Source organism: Bradyrhizobium sp. AUGA SZCCT0158, from assembly GCF_018130065.1.
Classification (GTDB): domain Bacteria; phylum Pseudomonadota; class Alphaproteobacteria; order Rhizobiales; family Xanthobacteraceae; genus Bradyrhizobium.
The window spans coordinates 147,146-163,626 of sequence record NZ_JAFCME010000009.1; the positions used below are offsets into that span (position 1 = coordinate 147,146).

The 16,481-nt window shown below is 60.9% G+C and carries 14 protein-coding genes; 8 read left to right on the plus strand and 6 right to left on the minus strand.

Annotated features, from left to right (window positions below):
- The first annotated feature begins 212 nt into the window (after positions 1-212).
- Positions 213-1,304, plus strand: a complete 1,092-nt coding sequence (locus tag JQ574_RS15325; RefSeq protein WP_212383647.1) for a hypothetical protein — start codon at positions 213-215, stop codon at positions 1,302-1,304.
- Positions 1,274-1,507, plus strand: coding sequence for a hypothetical protein (locus tag JQ574_RS15330; protein ID WP_212207043.1), 234 nt, complete (start codon positions 1,274-1,276; stop codon positions 1,505-1,507). The genes JQ574_RS15325 and JQ574_RS15330 overlap by 31 nt, the downstream gene beginning before the upstream one ends.
- A gap of 227 nt (positions 1,508-1,734) precedes the next feature.
- Here the strand turns inward: JQ574_RS15330 and JQ574_RS15335 are convergent, their stop codons facing one another.
- The gene (locus tag JQ574_RS15335; RefSeq protein ID WP_212207044.1) at positions 1,735-2,013 is read right to left on the minus strand and encodes a hypothetical protein; all 279 of its coding nucleotides are present in this window, start codon (positions 2,011-2,013) and stop codon (positions 1,735-1,737) included.
- Between the two features lie 134 nt (positions 2,014-2,147).
- Positions 2,148-5,501: an AAA family ATPase gene (locus tag JQ574_RS15340; protein ID WP_212207045.1), complete on the minus strand. Its 3,354-nt coding sequence runs from the start codon at positions 5,499-5,501 to the stop codon at positions 2,148-2,150.
- Between the two features lie 203 nt (positions 5,502-5,704).
- Here JQ574_RS15340 and JQ574_RS15345 point away from each other — a divergent pair, with 203 nt between their 5' ends.
- The 4 genes from JQ574_RS15345 to glgA all read left to right on the plus strand — a co-directional run bounded on the left by JQ574_RS15345 (position 5,705) and on the right by glgA (position 11,074).
- Positions 5,705-6,613, plus strand: a complete 909-nt coding sequence (locus JQ574_RS15345) for an NAD(P)-dependent oxidoreductase (protein WP_283813733.1) — start codon at positions 5,705-5,707, stop codon at positions 6,611-6,613.
- A 510-nt stretch (positions 6,614-7,123) separates the two neighbouring features.
- Positions 7,124-8,101: an ABC transporter substrate-binding protein gene (locus tag JQ574_RS15350; protein ID WP_212207047.1), complete on the plus strand. Its 978-nt coding sequence runs from the start codon at positions 7,124-7,126 to the stop codon at positions 8,099-8,101.
- A gap of 265 nt (positions 8,102-8,366) precedes the next feature.
- Positions 8,367-9,626: a glucose-1-phosphate adenylyltransferase gene (gene glgC, locus JQ574_RS15355; protein WP_212207048.1), complete on the plus strand. Its 1,260-nt coding sequence runs from the start codon at positions 8,367-8,369 to the stop codon at positions 9,624-9,626.
- A complete protein-coding gene (gene glgA / locus JQ574_RS15360) occupies positions 9,623-11,074 on the plus strand; it encodes a glycogen synthase GlgA (protein ID WP_212207049.1) in 1,452 nt (483 codons plus the stop codon). Before glgC ends, glgA begins: the two co-directional genes overlap by 4 nt.
- A 120-nt stretch (positions 11,075-11,194) precedes the next feature.
- Here the strand turns inward: glgA and JQ574_RS15365 are convergent, their stop codons facing one another.
- Both JQ574_RS15365 and JQ574_RS15370 read right to left on the minus strand, forming a co-directional pair.
- A complete protein-coding gene (locus JQ574_RS15365) occupies positions 11,195-12,172 on the minus strand; it encodes an alpha/beta hydrolase (protein WP_212207050.1) in 978 nt (325 codons plus the stop codon).
- 125 nt (positions 12,173-12,297) lie between these two features.
- Positions 12,298-12,747, minus strand: a complete 450-nt coding sequence (locus JQ574_RS15370; RefSeq protein WP_212207051.1) for an ester cyclase — start codon at positions 12,745-12,747, stop codon at positions 12,298-12,300.
- 375 nt (positions 12,748-13,122) lie between these two features.
- On the opposite strand from JQ574_RS15370, the gene JQ574_RS15375 reads away from it, so the two are divergent.
- Positions 13,123-14,115, plus strand: coding sequence for an LLM class flavin-dependent oxidoreductase (locus tag JQ574_RS15375; RefSeq protein WP_212207052.1), 993 nt, complete (start codon positions 13,123-13,125; stop codon positions 14,113-14,115).
- Between the two features lies 1 nt (position 14,116).
- On the opposite strand, the gene JQ574_RS15380 is transcribed toward JQ574_RS15375, so the two are convergent.
- Together JQ574_RS15380 and JQ574_RS15385 are read right to left on the minus strand one after the other, a co-directional pair.
- Positions 14,117-14,620, minus strand: a complete 504-nt coding sequence (locus JQ574_RS15380; protein WP_212207053.1) for a hypothetical protein — start codon at positions 14,618-14,620, stop codon at positions 14,117-14,119.
- Between the two features lie 160 nt (positions 14,621-14,780).
- Positions 14,781-15,044, minus strand: a complete 264-nt coding sequence (locus JQ574_RS15385) for a cyclase (RefSeq protein ID WP_212207054.1) — start codon at positions 15,042-15,044, stop codon at positions 14,781-14,783.
- Between the two features lie 316 nt (positions 15,045-15,360).
- Here JQ574_RS15385 and JQ574_RS15390 point away from each other — a divergent pair, with 316 nt between their 5' ends.
- Positions 15,361-16,464, plus strand: coding sequence for an alpha/beta fold hydrolase (locus JQ574_RS15390; RefSeq protein ID WP_212207055.1), 1,104 nt, complete (start codon positions 15,361-15,363; stop codon positions 16,462-16,464).
- Positions 16,465-16,481: the final 17 nt, after the last annotated feature.

Sequence of the window (16,481 nt, forward strand, 5' to 3'; positions counted from 1 at the left end):
TGCCGCATTGCGAGCTTCGCGAATGCCTGTCGCTGTGGGATACGGCCCATGCCTGGTTGCTTCAGCAGGGTTTGTTGCATACCCTCGTGAGGTTCATCGTTAGCTTCCTTTCAGGCGAAATCATAATTTAGGCGATACGGGAGAAGTTGGTGGCTGCGCGATTGCTGTTTACGAGCGCGGGTAACGGTTCGAGCAATAATTTGGTCCGCAGCATGCGGGCCGGCGCCGGCCCTTCCTTTATCGTTGGCTGCAACGACGACCAGTTCGCCCTGAAGAAATCGGACGCCGACAGGAATTACCTCGTCCCGCCCGCCGATCACCCGGAATGGAGCGAGGTGCTGCGCTGGATCATGAAGACCGAACGCCTGCATCTCATTATTCCAACCGTTGATTACGATGTTGAGAGCCTGTCGCGCGCCCGGAAGACGCTGGGCGAATATCTGTTTCTGCCAAGCGAAGCCGTTTTGGGTGTTTCCCGCGACAAGTACCGTCTCGTTTCACTGTTGCGCCGCAACGGCATCGACGCTCCCGAAACCTATCCGGTGCGGGACCTGAACAACGTCAGCAAAATCTTCCAGCAGCTCAAGGGCGGCAGGCCATTATGGTGCCGCGTCCGGAGCGGGGCCGGCGCACTCGGCGCACTGCCGGTCCAGACCGCCGAGCAGGCACGGAGCTGGATCAGATACTGGAAGGAGATGCGCGGCGTGCCGGTCGCAGCGTTCTTGCTGTCGGAGTTTTTGCCGGGGCGGGATTTCGGCTGCCAGAGCGTCTGGAGGGACGGCGAGCTGGTGCTCATCAAGACCTACGAACGGCTTTCCTATCTTGGCATGGGCAGTCAGCCGTCGCGGGTCTCCTCGGTGGCGGGGCTGGCAAAGACGGTCTTCGAACCGAAAGTCGTGGACACCTGCGTGCGGGCCATCAAGCTGCTTGATGCAAGGGCGTCCGGCGTTTTCAGCGTGGATCTCAAGGAAGATGTGCGCGGCATTCCCTGCATCACGGAAATCGGCGTCGGCCGGTTTACGTCTTCGACCAACATTTTCGATATGGTCGGAAAGCACAACATGGCGAGGACCTTCGTTCAGCTGGCGCGAGGCCTGAAGGTCAAAATCGAAGACAGCTACGAGGCCTCGCCGGACTGGTACATGATGCGAGACCTCGACAGCGCGCCGCGCATCTTCCACGCCTCCCAATTCGCTGATAACGTTCGAAGTACTTGGCAAGGGGCCGCCTCGGATCGGGGCCGCCTGAAAACAACGGGAAGGGGCAAGAGCGGATGGCGTACATTCAAGTCAACAAGAAGATAAGCACCACAGGCCGTACCTATATTCGGGTGGCGGTCACGCCGAAGAGCGCCGAAGGGAAGGCGATGCTTCGTCAGTTCGTCGCCGGAGTGAAGGATTTTGAGAAAAAGTGGAAAGCGACCGCGGCCGCAAAAAAGGACCGTCTTGCAAGGGAAGCAAGAGCCAAGAAGAGAGCTGCCAAGAAAAAGAAAGCCTCCAGGAAGTAAGTCTCCCGAGATCCGGGATCCGGTCGTCACCGCGCTCGCAATCGATGGAGGCCTCGACAGCCATGAGCTCGAGGCCCTTCAACTCGAGCTGCGAGCGCTGGCCAGCGCTTGCGGACTGGAGGTCACCGCCCTGGAAGTTGCAGCCCCGGAAGCCAAGGCTGCCAAGCGCCGGATCGCTACGATGCGGCGCAGGTCAAAATCAGTTTGAACGATGTCAGAGGGCGCCGTTAAGCCACCAGCGCTTGAAGCTTTACCGCCTGTTCCCGGCTATGCAGGGCAATAGCGGTGTGACTATAGAGGGCATTCGACTGAAGGGTGGCGAGGCGGTCGAGCAAACTGCTGCCCTTGACGACGTGCAGGCCCATTCCCTCTTCCGAGGGGAAGATACCCAAAACGACATCATAGGCCGCGACCACATCCCTCAATGCGGCGGCTGGATCTCTTGAATTTTCAATGAATGTGCGAACGTCCGCTGCGAGATCGCGCAGCTCATCAAAATTTTCCAAGGTCAGTACTCCAACGCAACTAACTGCCCGAATCTTGAATGCAGAAGATTACCGAACCATCAACAAATCCCTCGTAAGGGGGTTTTGCGCTGGATATGGCGTCTGCCTTTTCCGGCTCTTCTGTTCGACCTGGATTAGGACAATGAAGCAAGCTGCGACTGCGTCTGCTCCAGCCAGAATTGCATGCCAAGTTGCTGGAACAGGGCTGCGGCCGCATTGAGGTGCTGCTCGGCGCTTCCGCTCTGGCCGGCCGATCTGTAGCGCTTTCCGAGCCCGAGGTGACATTGAGCCGCCAGGGGGCGCAGATCGAACGCCTCGGCCTTTCGGAGGGCCTCGTGAAAATTGGTTTCGCTCTCGTCGAGGGGGGAGGGGTCACTCAGTCCAAGCTCGGCAAGCAGCCGAAGCGCGTAGGCTTCATAACCGTACTCTCCCTGTTTGCGCGCAATCAGGAGCGCTCGCCGGGCGGTTCGCTCTGCGTCGGCCGTGCGGGCGCCCTGGAGATAGGCTTCGCCCAGGCGAACCAGAATCATGGCGTGGCCGCCGAGGCGATGCATGGTGTTTCCGTCGCGTTCGGTTTCCTCCAGCAGCGCGATCGCCTCGTCCGCGCGATCCGCCAGGCAATAAGCGTGCCCGAGCGCTAGGCCGATGAGCGGTAGCACCAGGGGAAGCGTCCACGAGCGGCCGAGATTGAGGGCCTGCTCGAGCACCGCGATGCTTTGCGCCACGTTGCCCTGCAGCGCCAGAACGGTGCCCTTGCAGTAATAGGAAAAGGCAAGGCTGTAGACCTGGTTCGCGCTTTCGGCGATTTCGACGGCCTCCTTGGCGAAAAACGCAGCGCGCTCGAACTCGCCGAGTTCGGCGAGCGAGCACGCAAGATATCCGCGCATGAATACGCCAAGAACTCCCGTGGTGCCCATCATCTCGGTGGCAATGTCACCGCGAAGGCGCTCAACGGCCGCGTCCAGTATCTCTGCTGCGCGACGGTGATTTCCCCTGGCGGCACACAGGGCCGCAAAATGTCCGCTCACCACCATCCGCAGCGGCAGTTCGTCGAGCTCTTCCGCGATCGCCATGGCGCGTTCGCCGGCCTCGGTGGCGGGATCGAGCTCCCCCATCAGGCGGTAATACTGACACAGGAACGATGAGGCCTGACCAAGCCTTCGCTTGTCGCCGAGCTGTGTGGCCTGCACCTGCACCTTCTGAAGGTGATCCAGGCATCGCTCGAGGTGGCCCAGCGGGTGAAGCGAGTTGCGCAGATCAAACCGGATATCGATGGAAAGTTCGATATTCTCCCTGGTTTCGGGCACTTTCTCGAGGATGGAGAGGGCCTGTTCGAACCAGACCCGTCCGTTCTCGAGCGCCGAACGCGACAGCGCTTTCTGTCCGGCCTGCCGGAGGTATCGAACAGCCTTCTCCAGCAGCTCACCACGAACGGCATGCTGCGCCAGACGCTCGATGTGTTCGCCGAGCCGGTCCCGGTACAATGTCTCTATCGCATTGACCAGTCGCGCATGGAGCGAGCTCCGCCGTGCCCGCAGCAGTCCATTGTAGGTCACTTCGTGCGTGAGCGCATGGGTGAATGAGTATTCAACGTCCGGGTAAAGTCCGGTCTCAAAGAGAAACTCGGCCGTCTGCAAATGTTCGAGCGCATGCTCGAGTGCATCTTCGGTAAAATCGGCCATCGGTCGAAGCACCGCCAGCGGAATCTCCCGGCCCACGACGGAAGCGATCTGCAGCAGATTTTTGTCGCCGGGGAGAAGCCGATCGATGCGCGCCGCCAGGATGGCTTGTACCGTGGGTGGCACCTGAATATTTCCGATCGGGCGCATCAGCCGATAATGACCTCGTTCTCCCGACAAGGCCTGCGTTTCCACCAGGGCACGGACAGTTTCCTCGAGAAAAAACGGATTGCCGCCGCGTCCCATGAGAAGCTGCTTGAGCGGATCAAGCTCGGGATCCCGGCCAAGCAGCACCTCCAGCAGATCATGGGTGTCATGGGTCGGCAGCGCGCTTAACCTGACCTGGCGGTAGTTTGGCCTCGAGCCCCAGACATCCTGGTAGCCGGGACGATAGGTGACCAGCAGCAGCAGCCGGGCCGAGCCGAGAGCGCCCGCCAGGGCGTCGAGCAATGCTTGCGTTTCGTTGTCCACCCAATGAAGGTCCTCGAAGATCAGCAGAACCGGCTGCTTGCGGGCTGCCTGCAGTATCAGGCCTCTTACGGCATCAAGATAGCGACGCCGGCGCTGAGCCGGATCGAGCGTGAGCCAGCCGGCGTCATCGACGGGTATGTCGAGCAGCGCCAATAGCGCCGGAAGCGCCGGTTCAAGCCCTTCGTCGAGCGCGATTGTTTTCTCGACGACCTTGCGGCGTATTTCGTGCTGCTCGTCCCGGTCCTGGATCGCAAAATAGCTCTTGAGAAGCGCGACCACGGGCAGGTAGCTCGTTCCTCGTCCGAGCGAGATCGCTGTGGTCTCAAGCACCAGCCAGCCAAGCAGCCGATGCGAGTGAGTGAACTCATGAAGCAGACGCGATTTGCCGACGCCGGCCTCTCCGATAACAGCGACCAATTGGCCCGCCCCGGTGGCCACTGGCTGCTGGGCACGGCGGAGCTGATCCAGTTCAGTCTCGCGGCCAACGAACTGGGTTAGGCCCCGAATGGTTGCCGCCTGCAAACGGGTGCGCGCGGGGCCGGCGCCAACGAGTTCATAGACCTCCTCGGGCTCGGCAAGTCCTTTGATCGGCATCGGACCGAGAGACCGCGCGGTGATGTATCCTTCCGCCAGGCGGATAGTTTGCGTTGTCGTCAGGATCGAGCCGGGCCGGGCCATCTGCTCCATGCGAGCCGCCAGATGCGCGGTCTCGCCAACGACGGTGTATTCCATGTCGAGATCTTTACTGATGGCACAGACGACAATTTCCCCCGAGTTGATCCCGACGCGAATTTTGAGCGGCCGTTCGGCACGGTCCGCCAGTTCGGCGGCAGATTCCTGTATCATCAGCGCAGCGTAGCAAGCGCGCACGGCATGATCCTCGTGCGCCAATGGCGCGCCGAAGATCGCCATGATCCCGTCACCCAAAAGCCTGTTGACCGTCCCCTCATAGTAGTGGACGGCTTCAATCATCTGCTCGAGCACGGGATTGAGGATCGCCTGCGCACTCTCGGGATCGCGGCCGTATATCAGCTCCAATGACCCCGTGATGTCAGCGAACAGCACGCTGACCTGCTTGCGCTCGCCCTCGACTTCGGCTCTGGCCGTGAGGATTCTTTCGGCGAGGTGGCGCGGGGTCGGCGGTCTCAGCGCCAGGGAGCGCGAAGACAAAAACGTCGGCACGCTCCGGCCCGTGGGGTGACCGCAATGCGAGCAGAACTTGGCCGTGGGCGAAAGCTGGTTGCCGCAGCTCGTACAGACAGGAGCCAGGGCCAAAGCGCATTCCTCGCAGAACTTCGCTTGCGCGCTGTTTTCGTGCTGGCAACCCGGGCAGATCATGTGAGCTTCCAGGATAAAATAGGATAATCGAAAAAATCGAGCAATCGAAGGTAGCGTCCAGCACCACTGGCAACAAGTCAGTATTTCGGGCATCGCTCAACTGGCGAAATCGGCCGTCCGAGGGGAAGTCCGGATTTGCACCGGACCGCGAAGCAACGCCAATGATATGATTTGCCGCGGTTGGCCGGGAATCGTCGGGCGAGTTGGTTATTCTCAGGAGTCAACAGGCTGGAGGTCACGTGACAGATCGGACAGTGGGTATCATTGGACTGGGCATAATGGGGGGCGCCATCGCCCGCAACCTCGTCGCGCGCGGCTGGGTTGTCGCCGGATTCGACACCGAGCCGGCGCGCAGGAGCGAGCTTGCGCTTGCCGGCGTTGATATCGTCGATGGCACCAGCGCCGTCGCCGCCCGCGCCTCGACGATCATGACGAGCCTGCCCAACGCCGGGGCTGCCCATGCGGTTGCTGCGGAAATCGCCGCGTGTGCGATAGGTGAGCGCATCGTTGTAGAACTCAGTACGTTCACCATCGCCGACAAGGTGCGCTTCAAGCAAATTCTCGAGCCTGCAGGTCATATCGCGCTCGACTGTCCGCTCAGCGGCACCGGCGCCCAGGCCGCGGTCCGGGACCTCGTCGTCTATGCGAGCGGCGATAAAGCCGCGATCGCGCGCTGTGGCGGCCTGTTTGCCGACTTTGCCAAGCAAAGTGCCGATCTCGGGGAATATGGCAATGGCAGCCGGATGAAGTTCGTCGCCAATCATCTGGTCGCCATTCACAACGTCGCCTCGGCGGAAGCGATGCTGCTCGCAGAACGGGCCGGCCTCGATTTGAATCAGGTGATCGAGATGATCGCCCCCGGCGCGGGCGGTTCGCGGATGTTTCAGATGCGGGCCCCGATGATGGCAAGCCGCCTCTATGAACCGGCAACGATGCGAATCTCGACCTGGAAAAAGGACATGGCCATCATCGCGGAGTTCGCCAGCGAGGTCGGCTGCGAAACGCCGCTCTTTGCAATGACGCTACCGGTTTACACACAGGCCATGGCGATGGGATTGGGCGATCAGGATACGGCCGCGGTGTTCGAAGTGTTGAAGGCGGGCGGCCCGTAACGGGTCAGCGCCGGACGGCCGCTCGGCGCCGGGAGCGGTTATTCCAGAACCAGCGGCGAGGCGACCCCGCCGGAAATGACGATGTCAGTCCGGTCGCACGATATGTGCCCTAAACCAAGGGATAGCCGGCTCCATCCCAACTGTGTAGCGGAAGGCTACCTCGGGACGGCCGAGCCATACCTGCGTGCAATGGTGCCTGCCGACGCGTCGCGCTACCAATCCAGCACGACGGAATGCAAGCAACGGAACCGGACCCCCGAGCCGGCAGTTGCAAGACAAGGTCGGCGGCGTAATGCCCGCCGGCCTTTTTCTTTTTATCGCGCGGCGCGCCGAGCTTCTTGATGGGTTCGAATGCCCGCTGGGCGCCAGCAGCTGACGTTCCTCTGGGGCGGTTTTTTGACCCACAACGGACGTCGGCTTCCACGAACATTGTTGTTCCGGGTATCTGTCCGTCCGCTCGCGACGTGTTAAGGTCCGCGCATCGGATCGTGCGTGTCCCTCGGAGGCGCCATGCGACGCCGGGAGTTCGTCACCTTGGTTGTGCGTGCGGCTGCTTTGTGGCCGGGCATAGCGCTTGCGCAGCAACCGGCTGGCAAGGTGTGGCGTATCGCATACCTTCATCCGGAAACTTTGGATCATCCCGCTGCCCGTGCGCTATTTGACGCTTTCCGCGCGGAGATGCGGGCGCTTGGCTACATTGAGGACAAGAACCTTGTCATCGATAGTAGGAATGGAGAGGGGAAAGCTGAACGCTTGCCTTCATTGGTAACCGAGCTGGTTACGCGCCGGCCGGATGTTATTGTTGCTGTCGCAACCCCAACCATAGCTGCTGCCCAGCGCGCCACCTCGACCATTCCCATTGTAATGGCCCCTGCCACTGATCCGGTTCGCTCAGGCTTCATCAAGAGCTTGGCTCATCCTGGAGGAAACATTACCGGTATGGCCAACATGTTTGGCGACGCCGTCGGCAAGTCGGTTGAACTCCTCCACAGCATACTGCCGTCCGCCAAGCGTATTGCGGTGCTAATGTCTACCAATCCGACCCACCCGCAGCAATACGAGTTAGTGGAAGCTGCTGCGAAAACGTTTGACCTTACCGTCGTTCGAGTGATGGCACCCACGCCTGACGATCTCGAACAGGCGTTTGACAGGATGCGGCAGGAAAACTGCGACGCTCTGTTTGTCCTTGCCGATCCAACCCGGCCGAAGATTGTTTCGTTAGCCGCCAAAGCAAGACTACCGGCATTTTATCAACTCAGCACTTTTGTTGATTTGGGTGGACTAGCGAGCTACGGCCCCGATTTAAAGCCGGTTTATCGCAAGGTGGCGCATTACGTCGACAAGATCTTCAAAGGAGCCAACCCGGCAGAACTTCCCGTAGAACAGCCTGTTGTCTTTGAATTTGCTCTAAATGTAAAAACGGCCGCGGCGCTTGGCCTAACCATTCCCGACACCATTCTAGCCCGAACGGACAAGGTCATCGAATGAATTGGACAATTTCCATTATCGGCACTTAGCCGACGCCGCCCAATCGTCGAATGCCCGCTTTGCGCCAGCAGCAACCGTTCGGCCCGGTGGAACGGCGAACCTCCGACTGCCGTCGAAGGAACAAACTTCAGAACTCGGCCGTTTTACATACCACTTTCCGATCAACCAATCGTCCCGCTACTATCAGTCCCATGGCCCTCGACCCTGCCTTCCGGACAAGAGAAGGTGTCGGGGGCATGCGTTGTGGTTCACAGGGAGGACAAAAATGGCCATCGTCAACGAACCGCTTTCACGCCATGCGCTCGCCTTCGTTCTTGCGGGCGGTCGTGGAAGCCGGCTCCTGGAGCTGACCGACAAGCGCGCCAAACCCGCGGTCTATTTCGGCGGAAAATCGCGCATCATCGATTTTGCCCTCTCCAACGCGGTGAACTCCGGAATTCGCCGGATCGCGGTTGCAACCCAATACAAGGCGCACAGCCTGATCCGGCACCTGCAGATGGGCTGGAACTTCTTTCGTCCGGAGCGCAACGAGAGTTTCGATATCCTGCCGGCGAGCCAGCGCGTCTCGGAGACCAACTGGTACCTCGGAACGGCGGACGCGGTTTATCAGAACATCGACATCATCGAGTCGCACGATGCCAAATTCATCGTGCTGCTCGCCGGAGATCACATCTACAAGATGGACTATGAGCGCATGCTGAAGCAGCATGTCGAGCAACGTGCCGACGTCACCATCGGTTGTCTCGAGATGCCGCGCGCGGAGTCGAGCGGCTTCGGGATCATACACGTGGACGACGAGGGCATCGTGAAATCCTTTCTCGAGAAGCCGGCCGATCCGCCGGCGATGCCCGGCAAGCCTGACACGTCATTGGCCAGCATGGGGATCTATGTATTCGATTCGAAATTCCTGTTCGACGAGTTGCGGCGTGACGCCAACGACCCGAATTCGAGCCACGATTTCGGCAAGGACGTGATACCCTACCTCGTCAAGCACGGCCGGGCGGTGGCGCACCAATTCTCTACCTCCTGCGTCAGGTCCGGCGATGATCCGCGCGCTTATTGGCGGGATGTCGGGACCGTCGACGCTTACTGGGCCGCCAACATCGATCTCACCGACGTCGTCCCGGAGCTGGATCTTTTCGACCGCGCATGGCCGATCTGGACCCATGCCGAGATCACGCCTCCCGCCAAATTCGTTCACGATGAGGACGACCGGCGCGGACAGGCGGTGACTTCGCTGGTCTCAGGAGGATGCATCATCTCCGGCGCCGCATTGCGCCGCTCGCTGCTGTTCACCGGCGTGCACGTCAATTCCTATGCAAACATGGAAAATGCCGTCGTCATGCCTTACGTGAACGTCGGCCGGCATGCGCGATTGAAGAATGTCGTGATCGATCGAGGCGTTCGCATCCCGGAAGGTCTCGTGGTCGGCGAAGATCCCGAATTCGATGCGAAACGGTTTCGAACCACGGCGCAGGGTATCACGCTGATCACGCAGCCGATGATCGACAGGCTCGATGCATGAGCGAGCTTCGCGTCCTCGCGGTCGCCTCTGAAATCTATCCGATCGTCAAGACAGGAGGTCTTGCCGACGTCGTCGGCGCGCTCCCGGCTGCGCTCCAAGCGCATGGCATCGAAACGCGGACCCTGGTGCCGGGATATCCCGATGTCATCAAGGGGCTGACGGTCGCCGAGGAGTTCCTCCATGTGCCGGAATTTTTTGGCGGACCGGCCCGCCTGCTCGGTCGCGTGCATGGCAACCTCAATTTGCTCGTGCTCGACGCGCCGCATCTCTTTGCACGGCCCGGCAACCCCTACGTCACCCCTGATGGCAAGGACTGGCCTGATAACGGCGTGCGTTTTGCCGCGCTTTCGAAGATGGCCGCCGAAATCGGCCAGGGCGCCATTCCGTCGTTCGTGCCTGATGTGGTGCATGCTCATGACTGGCAGGCCGGCCTCGCGCCTGCCTATTTGCACCTTACCCATCAGCGCCGGCCCGCCACCGTGATGACGGTCCACAATCTGGCCTACCAGGGCAAGTTTCCGCATCACATGCTCGGTGCGTTCGGCTTGCCGCCGGAATCTTTCTCGATGCACGGCGTCGAATATTATGGTGAGATCAGCTTCCTGAAGGCGGGCCTGCAATTCTCCGATCGCATCACGACGGTTTCGCCGACCTATGCGCGCGAGATTCAGACAGATGAGGGAGGTATGGGGCTCGGTGGGTTGCTGCGCGAACGGTCACAGGTTCTGAGCGGCATCCTCAACGGCATCGATATGTCGGTCTGGAATCCGGAAACCGACCCCGACATCGCCGCGCGTTTCAGCGCGACCGAGCTGGATTCCCGTGCGGCGAACAAACTGGCCCTGCAGCGCCGGTTTGCTCTTGATCCATCGCCAAACGCCCTGCTGCTCGGCGTGGTGAGCCGGCTGTCCTGGCAAAAGGGACTGGATATCCTCCTCGAGAACCTGCCGACCATCCTCGGTGAAGGAATGCAACTCGTCCTGCTCGGGAGCGGAGAGGCGGGTCTCCAGCATGCTTATCAGACCGCCGCAACGGCGCACCCGGGCCGGATCGCGGTTCTGATCGGCTACGACGAAGCGCTCGCCCATCTCGTTCAAGCCGGCGCCGACGCCCTCGTCGTGCCGTCACGCTTCGAACCATGCGGCCTGACCCAGCTTTGCGCCCTGCGATATGGCGCTGTCCCGATCGTATCGCAGGTCGGCGGCCTTGCGGATACCGTCATTGACGTAAGTGAGGCCGGTGGCGCTGCAACCGGCTTGAAGTTTGGGCCCGTCACGGCTGAAGCCCTCGCTGGCGCCCTGCAACGAGCCAGTCTCCTCTGGCACGACCAGCAAGCCTGGCGAAGGTTGCAATACAATGGCTTGTCGACGGATGTATCATGGCGCAAGCGGGCGAGCCGCTACGCCGCCCTGTATCGCGATGTCGTCGCGTCCGGCCGGAATCAATAGCACCGCATTTGCTGGGCGGCTGCTTTGCGCCAGCAGCGCGCCGTTCCGGGATGATTGCTATTGACCCATCTCAGAGCCGCCGAAAGGAGCCCTGGTTCGCGGCCATGCAGTTTGCCGACGCTACTTTCGTGCTGTCGCAATATCTTCTCCAACGCGACTGTCACCCGAGGCTAACGTGGGTAGATGGACCCGCGCCAGTTCCGAAGCTGCTTTGGTTGTTCCGCAGAGGCTTCGGCCTAGAAGGTGGCGGTGAAGAAACTCGATCTCGTCCGCGACCACTGCCTCGTGAGCCGGCCCGTCGTAGATGTCGAAGTGATCGACACCTGGATAGATGCGGAGCTCACCTTTCGGGGCTTGGCGCGCGGCCTCAACTGCAGGTCCCGGCTTGGCAACCTGATCGTCCGCAGCGACGCAAACCAGCCAGGGACAGTGCAGCGTGGCGGCATGTCGGATGGGACTATATGGAGGACCGAGCAGCCAGGCCGCGGAGACGCGGTTCCGCCATCGAGATTCCTCGCCGATTGCGACAACGCGGCGCCAACCGACCTCAGATCCGGGCGCGCTGATGAATGCCGCCTCATCGGGCTGACCAACAGCAGCCAAATAACCACCTTCGGCCGCTGCAGCTATCATTGCCTCTACGACATGCTGAGGTTTGATGTAAGTCTGAGAATCCCTGTCGAGATATGGGACCTGGCTGATAGCCGCGGCCACCCTGCGGTCCTCCGCTGCCGCGGCGAGCGCGTTGCCGCCGCCCAACGAGGAGCCAAACGTCGCCACGCGTCCGGCATCGATATCGGGCAGCGAACGAGCAAACGCAATGGCAGCGCGCCAGTCTTCCAACTGCAGGGACGGCTCGAACAGGTCCGGCTCACCCGTGCTGTCGCCAAAGCCTCGATGATCGAAAACGAGTGCCGCGATACCGGCGGCGGCAAACCTTTCGGCGAACGCACCAAGCCGATCTCGGCGTGTGCCGGTCAATCCGTGGGCCATGACGATAACAGGTCTCAACCCTTCATCCGCCGCCGCGGGGTAAAACCACGCAGCGCATGTGTCCCGACCGGAGGCGAACGTTAATTCCTTGCGACTCATGCTCATGGAACTTGTCCTGCTTGTTTTTGATCTCACAGCTTCCCAGCAGCGAGCCGAACCGGGGACTACCCGGTCCAACTCGTTTCCGGATGGCTGCTGCCAACATTGTCGGAGACGGCCATCACGATTGATCAGGCCGCGCGCAAGATATTGAGCTGCTGCAGCGCGGTCACGCCATCGTCCAGGCCGACCTCTTCTGCGATCTTGCCATTCTCGACGCGGAGCACCGTTATTCCGCTGAAGCGCATTTTCCGGCCGGAAGCCGCCGGCAGTGATCCGATGATGAAATCGTCGAAAGCGGACCCCGTGTGTGTTCCGCCGCCTTCCCAACGACCGACGACGTAATCACCTTCCGCGATCAAGTCCGCAGTGCCCCCAAAGCCGAGATCTGGAAACGCATCGCGGAATCCAGTCATGAATTCCTTCACGTCCTTGCGACCCCGACGCGGTTCATGCAGCGAATACTGCAACAGCATGTCAGGCGCAGCGAGTTCGTCGACGATGTCGGGATTCCAGGGGTTGCCCCAGAACTCCTTGAACCAGCGGCCAACAATAGCTTTATTTTCCTCTTCCTTCGACATTCGTAATTCCTTCTCCATTGTGTGCTCACAGGTCGTAAGTGAAACGTACGCCGCGGCCTTCAGAGTCAGAGTCGCGTTCAAACTCTTGCCGCGTGTCATCGTCCTCTGACCTATTGCACGACCGATGTTCCAACCACCCGTTTCCCGACACGGAAGAATTTCGCTGCCACGGCATTTGCGCCATAGCGGTCGTCGGCGCAGCGACGCGCCCGGCGCTATCGGTTGGTCGCCATTCGATTTCAGCAATTGACCCACACGGCGACAGTATCCATATGGGAGCTAAGAATCGGATGAAGCCTGCCGTTTCGGACTAGCAAGCATGCGGCCTCGTAGCTCGGGCGGCGTCATTTCAAGTGGTTTCGTTCGGGAGTTTTCATGACCGCACTGTCTATCCTCGATCTCGTCCGCGTCACCGAAGAGACCGATGCGCGGGGCGCGCTCTATAATGCCCGCGATGTCGCGGTTCATGCCGAGGCCTGGGGCTATCGCCGCATCTGGGTGGCGGAGCATCACAACATGGCCGGCATCGCGAGCGCCGCGACCTCGGTCGTGATCGGTCATATCGCAGCGGGAACGAAGACCATCCGGGTCGGCGCGGGCGGGATCATGCTCCCGAACCATGCGCCCTACGTCATCGCCGAGCAGTTCGGCACGCTGGCGCGGCTGTTTCCCGGCCGCATCGACCTTGGGCTGGGCCGCGCTCCCGGCACCGACCAGCTCACGCTGCGCGCCTTGCGCCGCACGCCTGAAGCCGCCGAAAACTTCCCGCAGGACGTTCTGGAGGTCCAGGCCTTCCTGGCGCCCGCGGGTCCCAATCAACGCATCCGGGCGGTGCCGGCGGCTGGCACGGAAGTGCCGCTGTGGATTCTGGGATCGAGCAATTTCGGCGCGATGCTGGCGGGTGAACTCGGGCTTCCCTATGCCTTCGCCTCGCACTTTGCACCCGAGCTCCTGATCCCGGCGCTGCAGATCTACCGCAGCCGCTTCAAACCGTCCGAGCAACTCGACCGTCCCTACGCGATGGTCGGCGTCAACATCATCGCCGCCGACAGCGATGACGAAGCGCGCCGGCTGGCGACGACGCAGCAGATGTCGTTCACCAACATCTTCCGCGGCGCGCGCGGCCTCAGCCAACCTCCGATCGACGACATCGAGAGCTATTGGTCGCCGGCGGAAAAGAAGCAGGCGATGGGCATGCTCGCACGCTCCATCATCGGCTCGCCCGAGACGGTTCGCGCCGGCATCGATGCGCTGGTTGCGGAAACCGGAGCCGACGAACTCATGATCGTGTCCGATGTCTACGATCACGCCAAGCGGCTGCGATCCTTCGAACTGATCGCCGGCGCCGCGGGGATCGCGGCTCGCTGAACTAGATTTCGCAGCCGGCTGTATTCAAGGCCTTGCGCAAGCCACCAAATGCGCTCAGCCGACAGTGCAGGGGCTCGCTGGCGGCCGCTTTTGAACGCTCGGAATTGGCAGTTCGCCTGATATCGGTGGTTCGCCTGATATCGATGCTCTTTGGCTTCGGCTTGGGAAGGGCAGCGGTAGTGACCTTCTTTGCTTTGGGATCGTGCCGGTGGCGGTTAATCTTCGGGGCCTCCGAAGGCCGTACAATGGTGGCTTCCGCGGGCGGCGAAGGAGGAATGGGTTCGTTGACCAGAGCAGGCTGCGCTGGCGTCTCGGTTTTCGCATAGTTAACTTCCAGCTTGTCGGCCTTCGCCAACGCACCATGTGAATCGGCAATGTCGACGGCTGTTTCGGCAAGGGGCTGAACGACCGCTGTTGCAGTACGCGGCGGAGTTCTGAGTTCCATCGCCGCAAGTGCTCCTATCCCCAATGGGATGAGGAGGCCCAACAACACCATTCTCAACATGATGCTTCTCCGGCCGTTATAGTGCCGGTGCAAATTCTCCGATCTAATGGGGCAATCTGGCGGCGGTCCGCGCAGGAACCTCACCCACGCGCACGATGTTTGCCGACAGGGTTAACCGCCCGCCGATGTCGCCTTATCGAGAGTATCAGCCGATCAAGGATCAGTCGATGAAATGAATTGTCGGCGCACCCTCCACACCGGCCTTTTGCATCGCAGCCTTCAAATCATCACTTGCCGTCCAGGCGCGCGCCTTGGCCAGGTCCGATACGTTGCCTACGATGACAAGGTCGTTAGCGTCTTCCGTGTTGCGGTAGACGCGGCAGTTAGTGACTCCAGCCGCGGTTCGGCTCGATTCGTGGGCGTCATAGCCCGGACGCCATGCTGCGTAGTCACGGACTCTGTGATGGATAATCATCGAAGCCATCGGTCCCTCCCGCATGTTGTTTTGCAGCGAACGGCAGCGCCGATCGCCGGTCAAGACCGTAAGCTTTTTTGTACCTGGCGTCTAATGAATGGCCTGCTGCACCGCAATTGCGGGCGTACGATCGCAAGGCAATTTCGGCGTAATGCCCACCGGTCTTTTTCTTTGTTCAAGCGGTGAGATGAACTCCTCGCGATCGTGGCATTCGTGACGCGTTCTTGATGGCTTGCAACGTGAGCCCGGTCGCGCCATTTCCCGGCTCGATGGCCCAGCGAAAAGTGCTAGGTTGTCGCGTGGGGGCGCACGGGACATCTGTCAAATGGATCGGTATCCAGGCGATCAATTCCCTTATGCGGCGTTCTTCTGGCCTGCGATCGTCGCTGCATCGGCCGCTGAAACCGCCTCGTCCGTCGCGGCGCAGCTTCTTGGATTCTCCGCCGATGCTGGCGGCGCCGGTCCTGCGCAGGAGCCGGAAGGAGCCACGCCAAGCACCATCGCGCTGGATCTGCACAGCGTCCGGCTGCGTGACTTTACTGTGGGGGGAAGCGGCGTTCCCGCCCTGCTGTGCCCACCGCTCGCGCTGCATGGAGCCGCGATCGCCGACCTCGCAGCCGGCCACAGTCTCGTTGATGCCCTTCATGGCGCCGGAATTGAACGTCTGTTCATGGCCGATTGGCGCTCTGCCAGCGCTGACATGCGATTTCTCGGGATCGACGAATATCTTGCCGATCTCAATGTCCTTGTCGATCATCTCGGCGGTCTGGTCGATCTCGTGGGGCTTTGCCAGGGCGGCTGGTTATCCCTGGTCTATGCGGGGCGCTTCCCGGCCAAGGTACGCAAGCTTGTGATGGCCGGCGCGCCGATTGATATTGCCGCGCAGCAATCCGGTTTGTCTGTTATCGCCGAGGCGACCCCGCGGTTCGTGTTTGAGAGCCTGGTCAAGTCAGGCGATGGTCTCGTTATCGGCCGCAAGGTCGCGCCGTTCTGGGGGAACGAGACTGACCCGAACGATATCAGAAACGCTCTGCAGAGTGTGCACCCGATCGGCTCGCCGGAATTCACCCGATTAGAAGCCATCTTCAAGAACTGGAATTCCTGGACGATCGACGTTCCCGGAAAATACTATCTCGAAGTTGTCGAGAAACTGTACAAATGCAACGCGCTCGCCAGCGGAAACTTCGTCGCCCTGGGAAAGGATATCGACCTCTCGCGGCTGCTGCTTCCGATGTATCTTCTGGCCGGAAGCGCCGACGACGTGGTCGCCCCGGAACAATTGCTTGCAGTGCAACGACTGGTCGGAACGCCGGCGCAATCTCTGCGCCACGCGATCGCTCCGTGCGGCCATCTAAGTCTGTTCATGGGGAGGCGCACGCTTGAGGAGTATTGGCCCGGGATTGTGCGCTGGATGAAGGAAGCGGAATGAGCCCGGTGACGTCCGCT

What these genes read in the sequence shown, in the direction of transcription:
- JQ574_RS15325 (WP_212383647.1), top strand. Translation starts at nt 213, where the DNA reads ATGCGGGCCGGCGCCGGCCCTTCCTTTATCGTTGGCTGCAACGACGAC.
- JQ574_RS15330 (WP_212207043.1), top strand. Translation starts at nt 1,274, where the DNA reads ATGGCGTACATTCAAGTCAACAAGAAGATAAGCACCACAGGCCGTACC.
- JQ574_RS15340 (WP_212207045.1), bottom strand. Translation starts at nt 5,501, where the DNA reads ATGATCTGCCCGGGTTGCCAGCACGAAAACAGCGCGCAAGCGAAGTTC.
- JQ574_RS15350 (WP_212207047.1), top strand. Translation starts at nt 7,124, where the DNA reads ATGCGACGCCGGGAGTTCGTCACCTTGGTTGTGCGTGCGGCTGCTTTG.
- glgC (WP_212207048.1), top strand. Translation starts at nt 8,367, where the DNA reads ATGGCCATCGTCAACGAACCGCTTTCACGCCATGCGCTCGCCTTCGTT.
- glgA (WP_212207049.1), top strand. Translation starts at nt 9,623, where the DNA reads ATGAGCGAGCTTCGCGTCCTCGCGGTCGCCTCTGAAATCTATCCGATC.
- JQ574_RS15365 (WP_212207050.1), bottom strand. Translation starts at nt 12,172, where the DNA reads ATGAGCATGAGTCGCAAGGAATTAACGTTCGCCTCCGGTCGGGACACA.
- JQ574_RS15370 (WP_212207051.1), bottom strand. Translation starts at nt 12,747, where the DNA reads ATGTCGAAGGAAGAGGAAAATAAAGCTATTGTTGGCCGCTGGTTCAAG.
- JQ574_RS15375 (WP_212207052.1), top strand. Translation starts at nt 13,123, where the DNA reads ATGACCGCACTGTCTATCCTCGATCTCGTCCGCGTCACCGAAGAGACC.
- JQ574_RS15380 (WP_212207053.1), bottom strand. Translation starts at nt 14,620, where the DNA reads ATGTTGAGAATGGTGTTGTTGGGCCTCCTCATCCCATTGGGGATAGGA.
- JQ574_RS15385 (WP_212207054.1), bottom strand. Translation starts at nt 15,044, where the DNA reads ATGGCTTCGATGATTATCCATCACAGAGTCCGTGACTACGCAGCATGG.
- JQ574_RS15390 (WP_212207055.1), top strand. Translation starts at nt 15,361, where the DNA reads ATGGATCGGTATCCAGGCGATCAATTCCCTTATGCGGCGTTCTTCTGG.